The 17,416-nt window shown below is 66.1% G+C and carries 14 protein-coding genes and 2 tRNA genes; 6 read left to right on the forward strand and 10 right to left on the reverse strand.

Annotated elements, in window-relative coordinates; genetic code table 11:
* Positions 1-61 precede the first annotated feature (61 nt).
* The 3 genes from N2652_00905 (at position 62) to N2652_00915 (ending at position 4,194) form a co-directional block, all read left to right on the forward strand.
* Positions 62-2,590 carry a hypothetical protein gene (locus N2652_00905; GenBank protein ID MCX7817769.1) on the forward strand — a complete coding sequence of 843 codons (2,529 nt, stop codon included), beginning with the start codon at positions 62-64 and terminating at the stop codon, positions 2,588-2,590.
* Positions 2,591-2,772: 182 nt separating this feature from the next.
* Positions 2,773-2,846 (forward strand) — tRNA-Gly (locus N2652_00910).
* 52 nt (positions 2,847-2,898) lie between these two features.
* The gene (locus N2652_00915; protein ID MCX7817770.1) at positions 2,899-4,194 is read left to right on the forward strand and encodes a PhoH family protein; all 1,296 of its coding nucleotides are present in this window, start codon (positions 2,899-2,901) and stop codon (positions 4,192-4,194) included.
* A gap of 93 nt (positions 4,195-4,287) precedes the next feature.
* On the opposite strand, the gene N2652_00920 is transcribed toward N2652_00915, so the two are convergent.
* The 8 genes from N2652_00920 to N2652_00955 form a co-directional block, all read right to left on the reverse strand.
* On the reverse strand, positions 4,288-5,538 hold the full coding sequence (locus N2652_00920) for an alkaline phosphatase (protein MCX7817771.1): 1,251 nt from the start codon (positions 5,536-5,538) through the stop codon (positions 4,288-4,290).
* A gap of 43 nt (positions 5,539-5,581) precedes the next feature.
* The gene (locus N2652_00925; GenBank protein MCX7817772.1) at positions 5,582-6,073 is read right to left on the reverse strand and encodes a DUF4440 domain-containing protein; all 492 of its coding nucleotides are present in this window, start codon (positions 6,071-6,073) and stop codon (positions 5,582-5,584) included.
* On the reverse strand, positions 6,070-6,600 hold the full coding sequence (gene lepB / locus N2652_00930; protein MCX7817773.1) for a signal peptidase I: 531 nt from the start codon (positions 6,598-6,600) through the stop codon (positions 6,070-6,072). The genes N2652_00925 and lepB overlap by 4 nt, the downstream gene beginning before the upstream one ends.
* 267 nt (positions 6,601-6,867) lie before the next feature.
* Positions 6,868-8,679: a sulfatase gene (locus N2652_00935; protein MCX7817774.1), complete on the reverse strand. Its 1,812-nt coding sequence runs from the start codon at positions 8,677-8,679 to the stop codon at positions 6,868-6,870.
* Positions 8,680-8,716: 37 nt separating this feature from the next.
* The gene (locus N2652_00940) at positions 8,717-9,658 is read right to left on the reverse strand and encodes a YchF family ATPase (protein MCX7817775.1); all 942 of its coding nucleotides are present in this window, start codon (positions 9,656-9,658) and stop codon (positions 8,717-8,719) included.
* 119 nt (positions 9,659-9,777) lie between these two features.
* Entirely contained in the window at positions 9,778-10,212 is a 435-nt protein-coding gene (locus N2652_00945) for a response regulator (GenBank protein MCX7817776.1), read from the reverse strand.
* 77 nt (positions 10,213-10,289) lie between these two features.
* Positions 10,290-11,102 (reverse strand): VIT1/CCC1 transporter family protein, encoded by an 813-nt coding sequence (locus tag N2652_00950; GenBank protein ID MCX7817777.1) that lies wholly within the window; start codon positions 11,100-11,102, stop codon positions 10,290-10,292.
* A 16-nt stretch (positions 11,103-11,118) separates the two neighbouring features.
* Complete coding sequence (locus N2652_00955; GenBank protein MCX7817778.1) at positions 11,119-11,994, reverse strand: sugar phosphate isomerase/epimerase; 876 nt, start codon at positions 11,992-11,994, stop codon at positions 11,119-11,121.
* A 176-nt stretch (positions 11,995-12,170) separates the two neighbouring features.
* Between N2652_00955 and N2652_00960 the strand changes: the two genes are divergently transcribed.
* The 3 genes from N2652_00960 (at position 12,171) to N2652_00970 (ending at position 14,543) form a co-directional block, all read left to right on the forward strand.
* Positions 12,171-13,379 (forward strand): alpha/beta hydrolase fold domain-containing protein, encoded by a 1,209-nt coding sequence (locus N2652_00960; GenBank protein ID MCX7817779.1) that lies wholly within the window; start codon positions 12,171-12,173, stop codon positions 13,377-13,379.
* Positions 13,380-13,478: 99 nt separating this feature from the next.
* Positions 13,479-13,553, forward strand: a tRNA-Gly gene (locus tag N2652_00965).
* Positions 13,521-14,543, forward strand: a complete 1,023-nt coding sequence (locus N2652_00970) for a carbohydrate kinase (GenBank protein MCX7817780.1) — start codon at positions 13,521-13,523, stop codon at positions 14,541-14,543. Before N2652_00965 ends, N2652_00970 begins: the two co-directional genes overlap by 33 nt.
* Here the strand turns inward: N2652_00970 and N2652_00975 are convergent.
* Both N2652_00975 and N2652_00980 read right to left on the reverse strand, forming a co-directional pair.
* On the reverse strand, positions 14,531-15,727 hold the full coding sequence (locus N2652_00975; GenBank protein ID MCX7817781.1) for a type II secretion system F family protein: 1,197 nt from the start codon (positions 15,725-15,727) through the stop codon (positions 14,531-14,533). The genes N2652_00970 and N2652_00975 overlap by 13 nt on opposite strands.
* Positions 15,724-17,412, reverse strand: a complete 1,689-nt coding sequence (locus tag N2652_00980; protein MCX7817782.1) for a GspE/PulE family protein — start codon at positions 17,410-17,412, stop codon at positions 15,724-15,726. The genes N2652_00975 and N2652_00980 overlap by 4 nt, the downstream gene beginning before the upstream one ends.
* Positions 17,413-17,416 lie beyond the last annotated feature (4 nt).

A 17,416-nucleotide genomic window follows, 5' to 3' on the forward strand; every position in this document is an offset into this window, starting at 1 on the left:
GATACAGTAGCTGTGAGCGCCCCGCCACCGGGTGGGGCTGAGCCATCGCCAAGGAGAACGAATGAACAAGCGACGTTGCCGACGGCGTCTACTCCTCCGGCCATCGGGCGGCCGTTGGGTACTCACCGGACTGCTGCACATCGCGGGCGCCGCATCGAGTTCGTCCTCGGGGGAGCCCGGTTCCCTCACCACGCTCGTGTTTGAAGCCGAAACGGTGAGCAGCCCAACCACCGCATGGACCACCAATCGCTCGCGGCCCGATCGTTGGAACCTGTGGTCCACCGACAGCGACGCACAGCGCAAATGGTCCGGCGGTGTTGTGCTTCAGAGCCCGCCCGTTCGCAAAGACCGCGCATCCGCCGACGAGGGCGCACCTCCGCTGCATACGCGGATCGAGCACCTCCCGCCCGGTCGCTATGACGTGGTGCTGCGGCCGACCCGCCCGCTGGCGGTTTCCCTGGATGGCCGTGAGTGGCGGAAGACGACCGGCGGAGTTGTGTTTGATCGCCTTCCGGCGACCAACGGCGTGATCGAATTCTGGGTGGACGACCGTTTTGCGGATCCCGCAAACCCCGGCGCCGCCTATTACGATACGGTGACGCTGGTCCGCATGCCCGATCCACCCGCACCGGTCCGTGTGGAGGGATGGGCGCGACGGCGACCAATCGAGCCATTTGGACGTGGGCTGACCGCGGTTCGCACCGCGGAGGGGATCTATGTGAGCTGGCGTTTACTGGCCGCGGACCCCCCGGATCTCGAGTTTGAACTCGACCGTGGGGATGGTGGGGGGCCGTTTCGGCGCCTGACCCCACATCCAGTGCGGTGGACGACCGGTTGGCTCGACTCAACCGCACCGACCTCCCCCGTCCTCCAATATCGCCTCCGGGTCGCTGGCACCGACCGCGCGCTCGCGGAGATCACCGTCGCCCCGGACGCTCCGCACCACGTCGCCCTGTCCATCCCGCTGCGTGCGACGAACGCGACCTTCCACCGGTGCGCGGTGGCGGATCTCGACGGCGATGGAACCTATGACTTTGTGGTGAAAATTCCGGCCCAAAGCATTGATCCCTATGAAAGCTACTGGAAACCTTCGCCGGGCACGTATTCCCTCGAAGCCTACCTCGCGAACGGCCGTCACCTGTGGAGCCATGACCTGGGATGGTCGATCGAGCAGGGCATCTGGTATTCGCCGTTCGTCGCCTTCGACCTCGATGGCGACGGCCGCGCAGAAGTGGTCACAAAAGCCGGCGAAGGGGACCCGCGCGGGCCGGACGGCCGAGTCCGAAGCGGGCCGGAATGGCTGGTGGTGCTCGACGGACTTACCGGGCGAGAACGTGCCCGCGCGCCCTGGCCCGACCGTTCCGGATTCGGCGACGACCTTCGCGGTTACAACTACGCCAGCCGCAACCAGATAGCGATCGCATTTTTGGATGGCCGCACACCGTGCGTGCTCGCCTTGCGCGGCACCTACACTCTCATGAAGGCCGACGCGTACGATTTCGACGGACGCGGTCTCCGGCTGCTGTGGTCCTATCACAGCGACCATCACGGGCAGCGTTACCGCGGCCAGGGCGGGCACTTCACCCGTGTCTTTGACCTCGACGACGACGGCCGTGACGAAGTCATTCTGGGCAGCGTTGCGCTCGATGACACCGGCGTCCCCCTGTGGTGCACCGGTCTGGGACATCCCGACGCGTTCTACCTCGGCGATTTATGGCCCTCCCGACCCGGTGCGGAGATTTTTTACGTCGTCGAAACCCGGCAGCCGCGGAACGGTCTGTGTATGGCCGACGCCCGCACCGGTCGAATCCTGTGGGGGCTGGACCGCCCCACGCGGCACGTTCATTCGATCGGGCTGGGAGCGGATGTCGACGCTCGCTGGCCCGGCGCGGAGGGATACGGCGCGGATTCGGTGGATCACAAGCCCACCGGCGATCGCTGGTTTTTTGCGGCCGATGGCACACTGATCGCGACCAACGTGAACCTCAACTTCGGCAAAGATCCTGTGTGGTGGGACGCGGACCTGCAGCGCGAACTGGTCGTCGGCCGAAGCGTCCAGGATCATGACGGCACCATGTACGCCGTCTCGTGGCAAGGGGAGGAAGTGATGATCGCGGACATCCTCGGTGATTGGCGAGAAGAAATCATTGTCAGCGAGCCGGGATGGCTGCGGGTGTACTCCACTTCAGTGCCCGCATTCGACCGCCGCCTGGCGCTCATGCTGAATCCGCTCTACCGGCTGGATGTCGCGATGGCCTCGATGGGCTACACGCTGGCTGCGGGTTTGCCGTTCGATCTCGAACGCCAGGCTCCGAACGTAAATCTGACGGTGACCGCGAAAGGAAACAGCGTCCGCATCGTCGTGTCGGCGCCGACCAATTCACCCCTTGTTGGCGAAGTGCACCTCGAACTGCCCGCCGGTCTGTCGGCGGCGCAATGCCGCTGGCCGGTGTCGGTGCCGGCGGGCGAACGCATCGTGCTGGTCACCGATATCGCCGGGCAAAGTAAAGGTGGCAGCGCCCGGGCGATCCTCGCGCGGCCTGGTCACGCGGAGATCGCAACCGTGGCCGCGATCCCGCCACGTCGATAGCGTTCCGAACGTCTCGCTTTCCAGGGCTAGATGAGCGGCGCGTACCCGACCGTCCCCGTGTTGGACCGTCAAGCCGGAACGGCGGCACCCTGGAACGCGTTCGTCTCACTCTAGCGCCCCAAAGAAACTTTGACGGCCGCACTCGGGCTGGCTATTCTGATCGGTGATGGTCAGCGGACCGGGCGGGTGTAGCTCAACGGTAGAGCTCCAGCCTTCCAAGCTGGTGGTGACGGTTCGATTCCGTTCACCCGCTCCACCTCCCCTTCGGCACCGCGGGCTGCAATGCTGTGCGGGGACAGCGTTCCCGAATGAAAAAAAATTACATCCTCGACACGAACGTTCTGCTGCACGATCCCGAGGCGTTGTTCCGATTCGAGGACAACACCGTCCTCCTCCCGATCGGCGTGATCCGAGAGATTGATCGTTTCAAACGCGATCTTTCCGAGCTGGGCCGCAGTGCTCGGCGCGTCAGCCGGGCGCTCGATGAATTGCGCGCGAGAGGCAAACTGTCCGACGGTATTCGGCTTGACGGCGGCGGTATCCTTCAGGTCGTCACCCCTCCCGACGGCCATATGAACGGCCGCGACGGCTCGGTAGATCAGGAGATCCTCGACGTTGCGTTGCGCCTGCGCGCCACCGCGCAAGGGCCGTGTATCGTGGTCAGCAAAGACATCAACCTTCGGATCCTCGCCGATGCGATGGGGATCGATGCGCAAGACTACGAAAGTGACCGCGTGGACATCAACGAGCTCTATCTCGGTCATTCCGAACTGGAGCTGACGACCGAGGAGATGGCGCAAATCGCCGCAGGGGCGATGGTCCCCTATCGCGGCGACCGGCGCCCACCGAACGAATATCTGCTGCTGCGCGACCTTACCGACCCGAACCACACCCTTCTGGGCCGTCTCGATCCCGATGCACAAAACATACTCCCGCTGATTCCCGCGCCCCGCGAGCTCGCGGCAGTGAAACCCCGGAACAAGGAACAACACTTCGCGCTCGACGCGTTGCTGGACGAACGCATCCGGCTCGTGACGATCATTGGAAAGGCCGGCACCGGCAAAACACTGCTGGCGGTCGCGGCGGGACTCTACGTAACGCTCGAGCGAAAACAGTACCGGAAACTGCTCGTTTCCCGCCCCACCCTGCCCATGGGCAAGGACATCGGGTACTTGCCCGGCAGCGTCGAGGAAAAACTCAACCCGTGGATGCAGCCGATTTTTGACGCGCTCGACTTACTCCTCGGTGAAGCACGGGACGGGCGACGCCCGGCCGATCTTCTCAATGGTGACGATCCGCGCGTCGCGATCGAGCCGCTCACGTTCATCCGCGGCCGCAGCATTCATCATCAGTTCATGATCGTGGACGAGGCGCAAAACCTCACGCCGCTGGAGGTGAAGACCATCATCACCCGCGTCGGCCACGGCACCAAAATCATTTTGACGGGCGACATTTATCAAATCGACAACCCGTACGTGGACAGCACCTCGAACGGCTTATCGCGGGCGGTGAATCAGTTCCGATGGCACGGTATTGCCGCGCACATCAGCCTGCGCAAAGGCGTACGCTCCGAGCTGGCCGAGCTAGCCGCGAACATTCTTTGACACCCTACGGTTCCCCGCTCGCCGTCGACGCCGAGCCTTGAAAATGCGGCGTCCCACCTACTTCTCTGGCCGGCCAATGATCCGCTCCGTGCGTCAGGGCTGGGGTAGTGGCCAGAGTTGTCGAATACGATAGAACACGCGCGATGTGTGCGGCGTGCCGAACGGCGCGGCGGCGACCCCCGACCACGCCGCGGTGATCGTTGGGCCCGCAACCCATGCGGACGACAAGAAGCTGGTTGTCCACTCCACCTCGTAGACACGGCCGCTGACCGCCAGCCAGCGCAAACGACCACCCTCGGCGCCGAAATCGAAATGGTGAATCTCCGGTGCAGGAAACACCGGATCGCTCAGAAAAGCGCAGAAATCCACAAGGTGACGGACGCCAAGCAAACGGTCCGCACCGCTCCCGCTCGCGAACGCGCGAATCGGCGCCGAGGTGTGACCGGTTGTGCTCCAGCTCACCACCGGCAGCTGGCCGGCTCCACGGTTCTCGATGACCCGAAGCCCACCAGTTTCATGATCCGCTGCCACAACGATCAAAACATCGCCGCGACTCTCTGCCCAGGCGCTCGCCGCCGCCACCGCCTGATCCAACGCCCACATTTCACCCACACACCGCATCAAATCGTTCGCGTGGCAGGCATGGTCAATCCGCCCGGCTTCAATCACCAGAAAACTCGGCGCGTTCTGGCGCACGACCCACTCGAGCGCCGCCCGGGTCATCTCTTCCAGACCCGGCAGCTCTCCGAGACCGTCGATTTCATAGGGCAACACTGCGCCGAACACCCCCGCCAGCCGCCCCACCCCGCCGGTGACTGCGCTCCACATCTCGTGCGAGTTGACGGCGACGCGGTACCCTGCCGTCGCCAACTCACCCGTCGAAAGACCCGCCCCGCCTCCGAGCAACAAATGGGGGCCGTTTGTGGCCAGATATGCGGTCACAATCGCCGACCAGTCGGAACGATGATTCGCATGGGCAATAAATGCTGCCGGAGTCGCGTCCAATAGGTACGACGTTGTCACCAGACCCACGCGCCGCCCCGCCGCGATCATCCGCTCGCCCAGCGTTCGCAGGTCCTCGCCAGTACCCGGCAACGCTCGGCTGATCACTCCGTTCCCCACCCGGCGACCGGTAGAGATCGCGGTCGAAGAAGCGGCCGAGTCGGTGAGGCCGGAGGCCGACTCCGTTGCGACCAGCACACCCCACGGGTACGTCTCGAACACGAGCGGGCGACCTAGCCACGCGCGCGCCGCCGCGATCTGGCCCTCGCCCATGCCGTCACCAATAAACAAAAGAATGTGCCGGGGCAGACCATCGGCCCGCACAAGCCATGCGGCCGCCACCGCCCATGCCGCGATCCTTCGGACAAAAGGCCGCACAAACGTCTTAGCCGCCTTGTGATGCCGCCGGCAGAGGCCGGATCACCTCCACCACCCGAACTTCCGCTATCCGCCAGCCATCCGACTCCCGCCGCCACCGCAGCGAGAGCTCGCGCGCCTGTACGTCCGACCAGTCCGCTCCTCGTACGCACACTCGCACTGTACAGCGCTGCTCCGCGGTTGCGCGGTCCGGCGCCAGCCGCGTCTGCAGATCCTCAATCGCGACACTTAGCCAGTCCAGTGCCGCGCGCGCCTCCAGAATCGCCCGCCCTGCCTCCCGGCGAGAGTTCAGCGAAACGCTCCATGGATGTTCCGAGCTGAGCCGTACGTCTTCACTCATGAGCGCGGCAATTCGCTCCGCGCGCCGCGCCGCCTCCACCAACGGCTCCTCGCCGTGTTTTTCTGCAAGGTGGCACAATCGGAACAGTTCCCGCTTCAGCCACCGCTCTTCACGGGGCCGTCGCCACCACCACCCCGCGGCGGCCACGACCGCCGTCACCGCGATGAAGGTGACTGCAGCTGTTCTCCACCGCCGGTCCATTTCCAGAGTTTTCCCACAATCCGCTCGCGCCGAACAACCCCCGCCAGATGCGCCGATTGGCGAACATCACGGCGGTCACCCGCAACGAGGTATTCGCCGGGCCCCAGCGTCACCGGTGCGCTGTTCCAGTCGCAGGTGGTGCGTAGATAGGGCTCGGCACACCGTTTTCCGTTCACCCAGAGCTGGCCGCCGCGGAACTCGGCGGTCTCGCCCGGCAGTGCCAGCACCCGTTTCAGATACATGACTGAATCGCCTGCCAGCCGAATCATCACGATGTCACCGCGCCGAGGTTCTCCGCTCCAATAGGCCGCCAGCCATCCGAGGCCCCACGCGCGATCCCGGACCGTGGGTTCCATGCTAGTTCCCGCAACTCGGAATGGGCGAACGACATGGCGGACAATCCATGCGGTCACCAACGCCAACACCGCCGCGCGCACCATCGTCCATGTGGGCCGATGTCCGATCACCCACCGCCGCCAGTTCATCCAGCCACAGAATCCGACAGTCGCAGCGCCTTCGCAACCGATGAAGCGAGGAGTCGGCTTCCCCTTTGCCGGCGCGTGCCGCTGCCGGTTAGACACAACCGCGCCGGAAACTTCCGCCGGCCCGACGCCATCGGTCACCGACCCCGCAGCCGGCGTGATCTGCCGCCCACACGCCGGCCGAAGCAGCACCTTTCAACGTCGCCGCTGGAAAAGCACGTTACCCCATACGACTGGCGCTGCATCTCGCGCCGCCACGCAACGCCGTTTTCACCGTGCTTCGCGGGTCGTCGGAATCTCCGCGCGCATGCGGTTGGTGCCGGCTGGATTCAGAGCGATCAGAGTCCACACGCGCTCGGTGTGAGCGGTCACCAACAACGAACCTGCGTCCTCGGCGAGCCATCCGACATGCGGCTCGATGATCAGCTCCGTCGGCGTCTGCGCAAGGGGATTGCCACTGACGTCCCAAGTCAACCTCACTCCCTGCGCTCCCGCCTCGGCGCGGAACGCCCGGATCACTGGAGGAGCGGCGTAAAAGTTGGTCTCGATATCGGTCGGTTCAATCCAGTCTGCGCGCACCGCTTCTCCCGCGCGAAATCGTTCATAGAAACGAGCATGCGCCGGGTTCGCATACGGATGGGCCTCGTATTCGCGGCCACGGCCAACCGCCCGCAAATCCCCCTCGGCCGCGAGCTGTGCGTCCAGCTTTGCCCGCATCGCGCGAACGCGGTTGGCCATTTCTGCGCGCCCCGCCAAATTGGTGACGCAGTCGGGATCGCTCCGCAGGTCGTACAGTTCCTCAGCCGGGCGGCGCCCAAACGATAGCTCCCACCAGCGTCGAGCCTCGGCCGAGTCAGGCTGTCGGCGCCGCATTTCCAATAACAGCGTTTTCGTTGGGCTACCATCGGTGTTCATGTAGCCCGTTTCGGGATTGCCAACCGGCCACCGCATCGGTTCATAGTTTCGGATGTACAGCCAGTCCCGCTCCACGAGCCCGCGCATGGGATACCCCCAGTCGTGAGGACGCCCCATGTCGTGACGTTCCGTACCGATCAGCACGTAGTCCCGCGGGGCACGGCCCGCTTGATCTGCGAAAATATCGCTCAGGCTGCGGCCGGCCATCGGTGGCATGCCCGCGGTTTCTGGCGTCAGGCCCGCCAGTTCCAGCCAGGTCGGCGCAAGGTCAATAAAACTCACTAGGTCCGATACGCGACGTCCCGGGTTGCGAATGCCCGCCAGCCACATCACCGCCAGAGGCAGATGATTGGCGGCCTCGTAGCAGTTGCCCTTGCACCGTGGGAACGGCATGCCATTGTCGGCGGTGACGATCACCACCGTGTTGGAAAGCTCTCCACTTTGCTCCAGAATCTCGAGCATTCGACCGAGATGACGGTCGAAGTGCTCCACCTCGAAGGCATAGTCTAGCAAATCCGTGCGAATCACCTCGTGGTCCGGCCAGAACGCCGGCACGCGGTCCACCTCCTCCAGACGCCGACCACCCCGCTCGATGGCGGCCCGGTACTCGTACTCCCGGTGCGGTTCACTGGCCCCATACCAGAAAAAGAACGGCGCTCCCGCGGGCCGAGCCCGAAGAAACTCCTCGAAGTTCGCCGCGTAGTCGTTGCGGCTGATCGCCGGCGTGGGCGGAGTCGTGCTGTAGCGGTTGTACGCCCGGCCGGTCAGCGCACGCCCCTGCGGATCGCCCGGCGCCCATCCTTTCCCAACACACCCCACGTGCCATCCCCGGGCACCGAGCACCTCCATGATGGACGCATACTCGCGGGGAAACACACACACATGGTTTGCGGCCGCCCCCAGCTGCCAGGGGTTACGCCCTGTCAGAATACATGCGCGGGAGGGTGCGCACTTGGCGTTCGGCGTGTAGGCTCGTTCAAAGAGCAGTCCCTGCGCGGCCACCCGGTCAAAGGCAGGGGTTCGTACCCACCGGCAGCCATAGGCCCCCGCGTGCGGCCACGACCAATCGTCGGCAATCGCAAAAAGCACGTTCGGGGGCGCCGCGCTACCTGCGCCTGCAGCGGTCAGGCTAGCCAACGCGGCGGCAAACAGCTGATGGCGCGTCACCCGACGCCTCCGCTTCGTCGATGGGCCCCTCTTCCCCTCACACACTGAACCGCACGTGGATGACATCGCCATCCTGCACCACGTAGTCCTTTCCCTCGATCCGCAGCGTTCCCGCCTCTCGGCACCGAGCGAGGCTGCCCGCCGCCAGCAGCGTTTCGGCGGGGACCACCTCCGCGCGGATGAAGCCACGTTCCATGTCGGAGTGAATCTTTCCGGCCGCCACCTGCGCGGTCGTGCCTCTGGCGACTGTCCAGGCGCGAACCTCGTCCTCACCAACAGTGAAGAAACTGATGAGGTTCAGCGCATGGTATGCGGTCCGTATCAGACGTACGCGTGCAGGCTCGTCGAGTTCGTACTCGCGCAAAAATTCGCGCTGTGTCTCCGGTTCCATCAGCGCAATGTCCGCCTCGATCGGCGCGCAGAACTTGACGAGGTCCAGTCCGCGTGCACGAGCCGCGGCCTCGAGCGTCTGGGCGTCGGTGCCGCGAAGCGACCGTTCATCCACGTTCGCCACCACAAACAGCGGCTTGCGGGAAAGAAACTGATAAGTGCGGATCAGCTTCTCCTCATCGGGCCGCAGCGCAAGGCTTCGCAAAGGCTGGTCCGTCGCTAGGTGCTGATGACAGCGCTCTAGCAGCGCGAGCTCCGCGGCCGAGACTTTCGCCCCGTGGCGGCGATCGGTCCGTATCCGCTCCAAACGGCGCCCGAGCTGCTCGAAATCAGCGATCGTCATTTCCAGCAATACCGTTTCCATTTGCGCGGCGGGATCCAGCGGGCGACCGTCGCCGTCCGTCTCGCCAAATGCCTGCACGACCAGCACAAACGCGTCGGCCTGGGCAAGTGTGGGGACCGACTCACGGAACGCCGCCCCCTCGGCCCCGGGGAGCATAATGTCCGCGAAAGTGATTTCAGCGGGCGTGAACTTGCGGGGCCGGAAGAGATCTCGCAGCGCGTCCAGTCGAGCGTCCGGCACCTTCACCACGCCCCATCGATGCCCCCCTCGGACTGTGAAGTGCGGCCCGTCGGGGGTGTTCGTCAACGCATTAAAAACGGATGACTTGCCGCAACGGGCAGCGCCGATCAAATAGAGGGCGACACTCACGTGCAGGTCGACTGGGAGTCGCCACCTCTCGGTGCTGGCGATTCGTCGCTCAGCCTGGGGGGTGGCCGAAGCCCGGCCACCTCGTAGGCCTTCGCGACCACCGCGGCGGGCGAAAACGGCTTCGTAATGAACGCGCGGCTGCCCGCGGCCAGACACGCATCGCGCACATCGTCACCCTGCAGCGCGGTGATGCAGATCACGGGGATCAGGTGCGTCAGCACATTGCGACTCAACGACTGCAATACGGCTGCCCCGCCACCGGCCGGCATCTGCAGATCCAGCAAGATCACGTCCGGCCGCTCGTCGATCGCCAGCCGCACACCTTGGATCGGGTCGGACGCCGCGAATACCCGTGCACCGTGTTCGCTAAAGGCCATCTGCAGTGTTCGAACGATCGTGCGATCGTCATCAATGATCAAAACCCTCAACATGAACACCCCGCGCCGCGACTATACCAGATCCCCTCGCCTGAATCACACTGACGTTGTCCCCTGCCGTGCGCCACCCGTCAGGCGCCCGCAATGCCCAAAAGTCGCAGCACGGCGCCCACCGCGTACGCGACCGTCGCCGCGGCACCACCCACCGCGAGCATCTCCATTCCTCCTCTCAACCACCCGACTCCCGTCACAAAAGTGCGGGCAGCACCCAACCCGAAGAGCGTTGCCGCGGTCGCCGCCACGGACCACGCAAACATTGCGGCGGACGACATCGGCCTCGCGAGGCCCGTCACGTAGGCGACCAGCGGTACCGTACCGGCAGCGACGAACGCCGCAAACGTCGCAAAAGCGGCACGAAGCGGCCGCACCGTTTCGCGATGCAGCCCCAGCTCATGGACCATCATCATGTCCACCCACAATGCGCGATCCTTGGTTTGAATGCGCACCAGTTCCTCCGCGTCGGCCTCAGAAAACCCCATCGCACGGTAAATCGCCCGCAGCTCCTCCCGTTCACCATCCGGAAAATGTTCGACCTCCCACTCTTCGCGTTCCCGCTCCCGCCGGTAGTAGTCTTGATCGCTACGCACCGAAAGATACGCGCCGGCAGCCATCGAGAGCCCGTCGCCGAGCAGGTTCGCCAGTCCCAGCACCAACACCACGCCCGGCCCTAACTGTGCCCCCGCAACGCCGCTGACGACCGCAAAGGTGGTGATCACGCCGTCCAGCGACCCGTAGACCATCTCGCCGAGATAGCGACCGGAGGCGCCCGCGTGCCGCTCTGCCGCCGTGCGGATGCGCTCCGGCTCGTGCGCCCGAGCGGATGCGGCCGTGTCCCGCCGCCGAAACGCTTCGCGCGCCTCTTCCAGACGCCGCACCCAGCTCACCACGAAGATACCACGCTCACGCCTCAGACCACTGCCGGCGCATCACCTCCAGCGCCCGACGCAGATCGGCCTCAATGTCGCGCCCCCACCGCCCTTCAATCGAGATCCCGCCGCGGTAACCGATCTCTTTCAGCGCGCGAAAGTACGGCCGGAAGTCCTCGCCCGACGTGCCCGGCGGTGCCCGGTTGACTTTCTCTGCGATGTGACAGTGACGCAGCCGAGCACCTGCTTTTCGGATCGAATCCGGTCCTTCCTCCTCCCGCAACATGTGATAGATGTCCGCCAACAGCTGAATGTTCGGGTGCCCGACCGCGTCCACCATCTCGATGCCCTCGGCCACCGTGTGAAAGAAGTTCGTCTCCGATCGGTTCAGCGGCTCGAGCACCACCGTCACGCCGTGTTCCGCCGCCAGGGGACCCATCCGGCGGCAAATGTCCAGAAACTGCTCACGCGCACGCGCCGGATCGAAACCGGCTGGGATTTTTCGCGCACCTCCGCTGCCCAGCACGATCAGTTGAATCCCGAGCCGTTGCGCGCGGCGGAAGGTTGTGCGCGCATGCCGCTCAATCGCCGCAGCATCCACGTTCGGGCCCACCAGAGGCAGGCTCGCGGGGATGAATCCCGTGCAAGAACGTATCGGCAGTGCCAACGGCAACAGAGGGCCGGTCTTGGCCTCGAACGCATCGTCCGGATCGCCGGGCATCAGCAGCGGTCCCACGCTCCCCTCCCAGAAGTCGTAGCCGACTTCCTTCAGCAGCGCCTGCTGATCCGGCCCCCGACACGCGCCAAACAGCGGCGATTCCTTCGCCGTTGGCGCCGCACCTCCACCGCGCGCCATCCACATTCCCCCCATGACTGCCGAGCGAAGAAACTCTCTCCGGGTCGTGTCCATCGGCTTCACTCCGCGTGCCCGGCCAGACTCCCCACAGACACGCGCACCAACGGTAAGAGCCTACCTCCGCCCGGTCAAGTAGCGGGGGCCGGCACCGCCGTCGGACGGGACAGACCGCACCCTCATGCAATAACCCTCCTCCCTCCTCCGTCTCACGACACAAGGAGAACCACCGCATGAAACGACGCCCGGCGATGATGGCGACGTGGCTGACCGCCATGGCCGCTCTCAGCCCTGCACAACGCCCCGCCGCTTTGCCCTCCGCGGAAGTGGAGGTGCTCCGCGACATCCCCTATGTGACAAACGGACATCCCCGACAACGTGTCGACCTCTATCTGCCGCGGCGCGCACCCCGTCCGTTGCCCCTCATTATTTGGATCCACGGCGGCGCATGGCTGGGCGGCAGCAAGGACGCCGCGCGGCCCGCCCGCGGGTATCCTGAACGTGGCTACGCGGTCGCCAGTATCGGCTACCGGCTCAGTTCCGATGCGATCTTTCCAGCGCAGATCGAAGACTGCAAGGCCGCCGTTCGCTGGCTGCGTGCGCACGCCGATCAGTACGGCCTGGATCCCGAGCGGTTCGGCGTCTGGGGCAGCTCCGCCGGCGGCCACCTCGCTGCGCTGGTCGGCACCGCCGCGGATGTTCGCGAATTCGACGTGGGCCTGTTCACCAACGTGTCTAGCCGGGTCCAGGCCGTTTGTGACTTCTTCGGACCAGCGGATTTCCGCCGCATTCCGCTGTATTTGGCCTCGAACCTCCCCAGCGCGTTCGGCCGCGCAGACGCGCCGGAGTCCAACCTGCTCGGCGGCCCCGTCCCCGCGAACCTCGAACGGGCCATCGCGGCCAGCCCTGCCGTGTACGCGACACCCGACGATCCCCCCTTCCTCATTGTACACGGCGACCGCGACCCGGTGGTGCCCTACGACCAGAGCGAGGCACTGTTCGAAGCGCTGAAACAGGCGGGCGTCCACGTGCACTTTCACACCGTCGTTGGTGGCGGGCACGGGCAGGGATTCGGCGGACCGGAGTTTGACCGCATCATCCATCGTTTTTTCGACCGCTGGCTGAAGGGTGACCTGTCCGTCGGCGCACCGACCGGCGCCGTGCGAACCGCTGCACCGGCGCTCGACATCGGTCGGCAAGGCGCCGAACCACCCGCGCGGGACACTGCGATGCCGCGCTGGCCGGTCATTCACGACCGTTCAGACGCCGACCGGGACGGCCGCGTGACGCGCACGGAATTCCAGGGCCCCGCCGCGCTGTTCCGGCGCCTCGATCGCAACCGAGACGACGTGCTGACCGCCGAGGATTTTCCGCCCCCCACCGCCCGACCGGCTGCGCCCAGCGAGGCGGTCGCACCGGAGGCACCGCGGAGTGCGCCGTAGGCGCGCACGCGCGGCTCTGTGCACGTGAGGTCGCGGGCCATCGACGGGTCATCACTTGACAGGTTCGCGCCCGCGGATAAACTGTGCCCACAAACCGGGGCGAGCGTAGCTCAGTGGTAGAGCTCCACCTTGCCAAGGTGGATGTCGTGGGTTCAAATCCCATCGCTCGCTCCATCGTCGTTTCTTCCCCTTGTGAAGACGCTTCGACCACCCCTCAACGCCCGCGTCGAATCGCCCCGCATACTGTGTGTCGGTGAGATCATCTGGGACATCATCGGCCACCGGGAGCATTTGGGCGGCGCTCCGTGCAACGTCGCCGTGCATGCCGCACGACTGGGCGCACGCGCGGCAATGTGGTCCGCCGTCGGCCGGGACGCCCGTGGTCGCCGCGCGATTGAGGAACTGCGCAAGCTCGGTGTCCGGTGGCGATGGATCGATCGGGTTTCGCACCACCCCACCGGATGGGCCCAGGTACGGCTGGACGAGCAGGGCCGGGCCTCCTACTCCTTTGCACCACGTCCCGCCTACGAGTGGCTGCGAGCCACGCCCACTCGGCTGCGCGCGATTGTCCGCTGGCGCCCGCACGCGATCGTCTTTGGCACACTCGCTCAGCGCGGCGAAGCGACGCGGCAGGCTTTGGGCGCGCTGCTGGATCGCTGCGGCGGCGCGCTTCGAGTGTACGATGTGAACCTCCGCCGTGGCTTTGCGCCACCCGAACTGCTTCGCGCCCGACTCTGCCGCACCGACGTGCTCAAGCTCAACGAAGACGAGGCGACGGAAGTTTCACGCCGACTTTGGGGACGATGGCCGGGCGAAGAAAAAGCCGCGGCCCGCTGGAGAGAGGAGTTCGCGATCCGGATCGTAATTGTCACTCGCGGTGCAAACGGCGCTACCGCCTGGTCGGCCGAAGGTCGCATCGACGTCACCGGCCTGCGCATCAGGCTGGCGGACACGGTCGGTGCGGGCGACGCGTTCACCGCCGCGTTCACGGTCGCGTACCTGCAAACTGGCGAAATCAGCTGGACACTTCGCGTCGCCAACCGGCTCGGCGCGTTTGTTGCCTCCCGGCCTGGCGCAACACCACCCTATCCCGCCGGGCTTCTCCAGCGGCTCGGCCTCCGGCCGACCGGATCGGTGCGAGACCGATCACGTCAAACAATCTGACGGTGCAGGGCGAGAATCGGCTGTAAAATCGCCAGCGCCAGCAGGAAAACGAGCGATCCGAGCACGAGGATCAACGCCGGCTCAATCAGGGTCAGCCCGCGGCTCAGCCGGCGGTGCCAAGCCTGCTCGCACCGCGCCGCGGCAATCTCGAGCATCGCCGGCAGGTCGCCGCTCTGCTCACCGGCCTCCACCCACGCCGCCAGCATTCGGCGCAGAGGTTCGATGCTCCGAATCGCTTCGCTCAGGCGGCCTCCATGCCGAACCCGCTCCACTTGGGCGGGCATCTCCGCCACGACCCGCGCGCTGCCACATACCGCCGCGGCAAGGCCGAGCGCTTCGATCATCGGAATACCACCGCGCAACAGCAGCCCGAGCGTCCGTGCAAATCGCAACGCCACAAGCGCCTCGCGCGCCGGCCCCATCAGCGGCAGTCGCGACATCAAGCGTTCGATCGCCAGCCGGCATCCGACGGAGCGCCGGCACCGCTGGCGGATCCACCACACCGTTCCCCCAAGCACGAGAAACGCGGGGACTGCCCCCACCGTGGAAAAACGGCCGGCTGCGATCACCGCGCGCGTCAGCGGAGGCAACGCCACTCGCGATTCTTCGAACATCCGCGCAAACGCGGGCAACAAGAAGAGAAATACCCCTGCGGCAATGAACAGCGCCACCCCCGAGACCATCGCGGGGTAAAGCAGCGCCGAGCGAACCCGATCGCGGATCATTGACTCCTCGTCGAGCAGGTCCGCCAGCTTTGTGAAGGTCGTGGCGATCTCCCCTGCCCGCTGTCCCGCATGCAACAGCGAGCTCTCCAACACGGTCACGCCCGACGCCTCGAACGCCTCCGCCGCTCCGGCCCCTTCCCGAATTCGGTCGCGGACGCCGGTCAGCGCGGCCGCAACCGCGGTCCACTCCGGCGACTCGATCAGCGCCTCGAGCGCAGCAGTCATCGGCAGCCCCGCCCCCAGCAGCGCGGCAAGCTCGCGATAGACGCCCGCCCGCTCATCGCGCCGGCGCCAGTGATGCGAGGCGCGCGCATCCGCCGCCAGCGGTTCCACCTTTGCCGGTAAAATTCCCCGGGCCGCGAGCCGTTCGCGGGCCTGCTTCGCGCTGTCCGCCTCGATGCGACCGGCAATGCGGCGGCCATCCTCCGCCCGAAAGCCGCGGTATGTCCAAGTCGTCATGCGCCGTCGTCGTGCCCGAGCACCCGGCGCAGTTCGGCCAGGCTCGTACGCCCCTCCGCAACGAGCGCCAGCCCGGCCTCGCGCAGCGGACGCATGCCGGAGGCAACGGCCACCGCCCGCAGTTCCGCCGGCGGCGCGCGGCGCCGCAGCGCGTCGAGCAGTGCCGGCGTCGTGCGGAGCAGTTCGAACACACCCACCCGTCCGCGATAGCCCTCATCGCACCGGTCACACCCCACCGCGGTCCAGTGCCGCCCCGCCGGCAGGGCACCTTCAATCTGCGCCCCCCATTCTTCAATGTCGGCGGCGCCGATGGTCGCTGGCCGTCGACATGAGGGGCATAGTCGCCGTACCAACCGCTGGGCGAGCACCCCTTTGAGCGAAGCGGCCAGCAGATAGGGCTCCACGCCCATGTCGGCCAGTCGCATCGCCGCGGAGACTGCGTCGTTCGTGTGCAACGTGGTGAACACGAGATGCCCCGTCAGCGACGCCCGCACCGCGATTTCCGCGGTCTCAAGGTCGCGCGTCTCGCCCACCAGCACCACGTCCGGGTCCTGCCGTAACACATGCCGCAACAACCGCGCGAAGGTAAGCCCAATCCGCGGATGCACCTGGATCTGGCTGATCGAATCGAGCCGATATTCGATCGGGTCTTCGATCGTCAGCACGTTCAGGCGCCGGGTGTCGAGTTCCTGCAGCGCCGCGTAGAGCGTCGTCGTCTTCCCGCTGCCCGTCGGTCCGGTCACCAGCACCAGTCCCTGTGGCTCGCTCAGCAAACGTCGAAAGGCCGCCAGGTCCGCCGGAGCGATGCCGAGCTCCGAGAGCGGCAGCAGCGCGGCGTCGCGGTTCAGCAGGCGCAACACCAGCCGCTCGCCATCGGCGATCGGCACCGACGAAACTCGAATATCTATCTCTCGCGTGCCCACCTGAACCCGCGCCATGCCATCCTGCGGAAGACGACGCTCCGCAATGTCCATCCGTGCCATCACCTTCAGACGCGAGATCAGCGCCGCCGCCATACCGGCCGGCGGCGAGGGCTGCTCCCGCAGCAGTCCATCCACACGAAAACGAATCCGGACCCGCTCCTCGCCCGGCTCGATGTGCACGTCCGAGGCCCCTGCGCGAAGGGCTTCGAGCAGCAAGTAGTTCACGTATTGCGTCACCGGCGCGCCGTCGGCGATCCGCAGCAGATCCTCGGCGGCCGGACTCCCGCCCCCCCCGGCCGCCGGCGCAACGGCGACCTCCAGCGCCGCCGCGCCGCCCGCGGGCCGGCGCCGAAAGTAACAGCGCTCGATCGCCCGGTTCAGCTCCGCCTCCGTCGTGCACACCGGTGGCAGATCGCAGCCCAGCAACACCGAAAGGTCACCTGCGGCGGCCGCCGCGGAGACCCGCCCGATCAATGCCGCCAGTCCCCCCCGCCAGCGGATCGGCAGCGCACAGTGCGCTCGTGCCCATTCCACTGGCAGCCGCGCCACCAGTTCGGGGTCGAGCTGGTCGTCGGCGATGGACTCCACGAACTCGATGCCGAGCGCGGCGGCTTCCGCCTGCACCGCTTCGGCTTCGCCCAGCAGCCCCATCTCCACCAGCACCGCCGCGACCGATCGCCCGCTCGCTGCGCCACGCCGGCGCGCCTCCGCGATCGCTTCGGCCGACACACCGCGGCCCTGAAGCAGGGCATCCAGCTCCATCACA

Source organism: Kiritimatiellia bacterium, assembly GCA_026417735.1.
In the GTDB taxonomy this organism is placed as follows: Bacteria; Verrucomicrobiota; Kiritimatiellia; order PWTM01; family PWTM01; genus CAACVY01.

Excerpts from the sequence above, each read along its gene's own strand:
- N2652_00955 (MCX7817778.1), bottom strand. The coding sequence starts at position 11,994 with ATGGACACGACCCGGAGAGAGTTTCTTCGCTCGGCAGTCATGGGGGGA.
- N2652_00975 (MCX7817781.1), bottom strand. The coding sequence starts at position 15,727 with ATGACGACTTGGACATACCGCGGCTTTCGGGCGGAGGATGGCCGCCGC.
- N2652_00915 (MCX7817770.1), top strand. The coding sequence starts at position 2,899 with ATGAAAAAAAATTACATCCTCGACACGAACGTTCTGCTGCACGATCCC.
- N2652_00980 (MCX7817782.1), bottom strand. The coding sequence starts at position 17,412 with ATGGAGCTGGATGCCCTGCTTCAGGGCCGCGGTGTGTCGGCCGAAGCG.
- N2652_00945 (MCX7817776.1), bottom strand. The coding sequence starts at position 10,212 with ATGTTGAGGGTTTTGATCATTGATGACGATCGCACGATCGTTCGAACA.
- N2652_00905 (MCX7817769.1), top strand. The coding sequence starts at position 62 with ATGAACAAGCGACGTTGCCGACGGCGTCTACTCCTCCGGCCATCGGGC.
- N2652_00960 (MCX7817779.1), top strand. The coding sequence starts at position 12,171 with ATGAAACGACGCCCGGCGATGATGGCGACGTGGCTGACCGCCATGGCC.
- lepB (MCX7817773.1), bottom strand. The coding sequence starts at position 6,600 with ATGAACTGGCGGCGGTGGGTGATCGGACATCGGCCCACATGGACGATG.
- N2652_00970 (MCX7817780.1), top strand. The coding sequence starts at position 13,521 with ATGTCGTGGGTTCAAATCCCATCGCTCGCTCCATCGTCGTTTCTTCCC.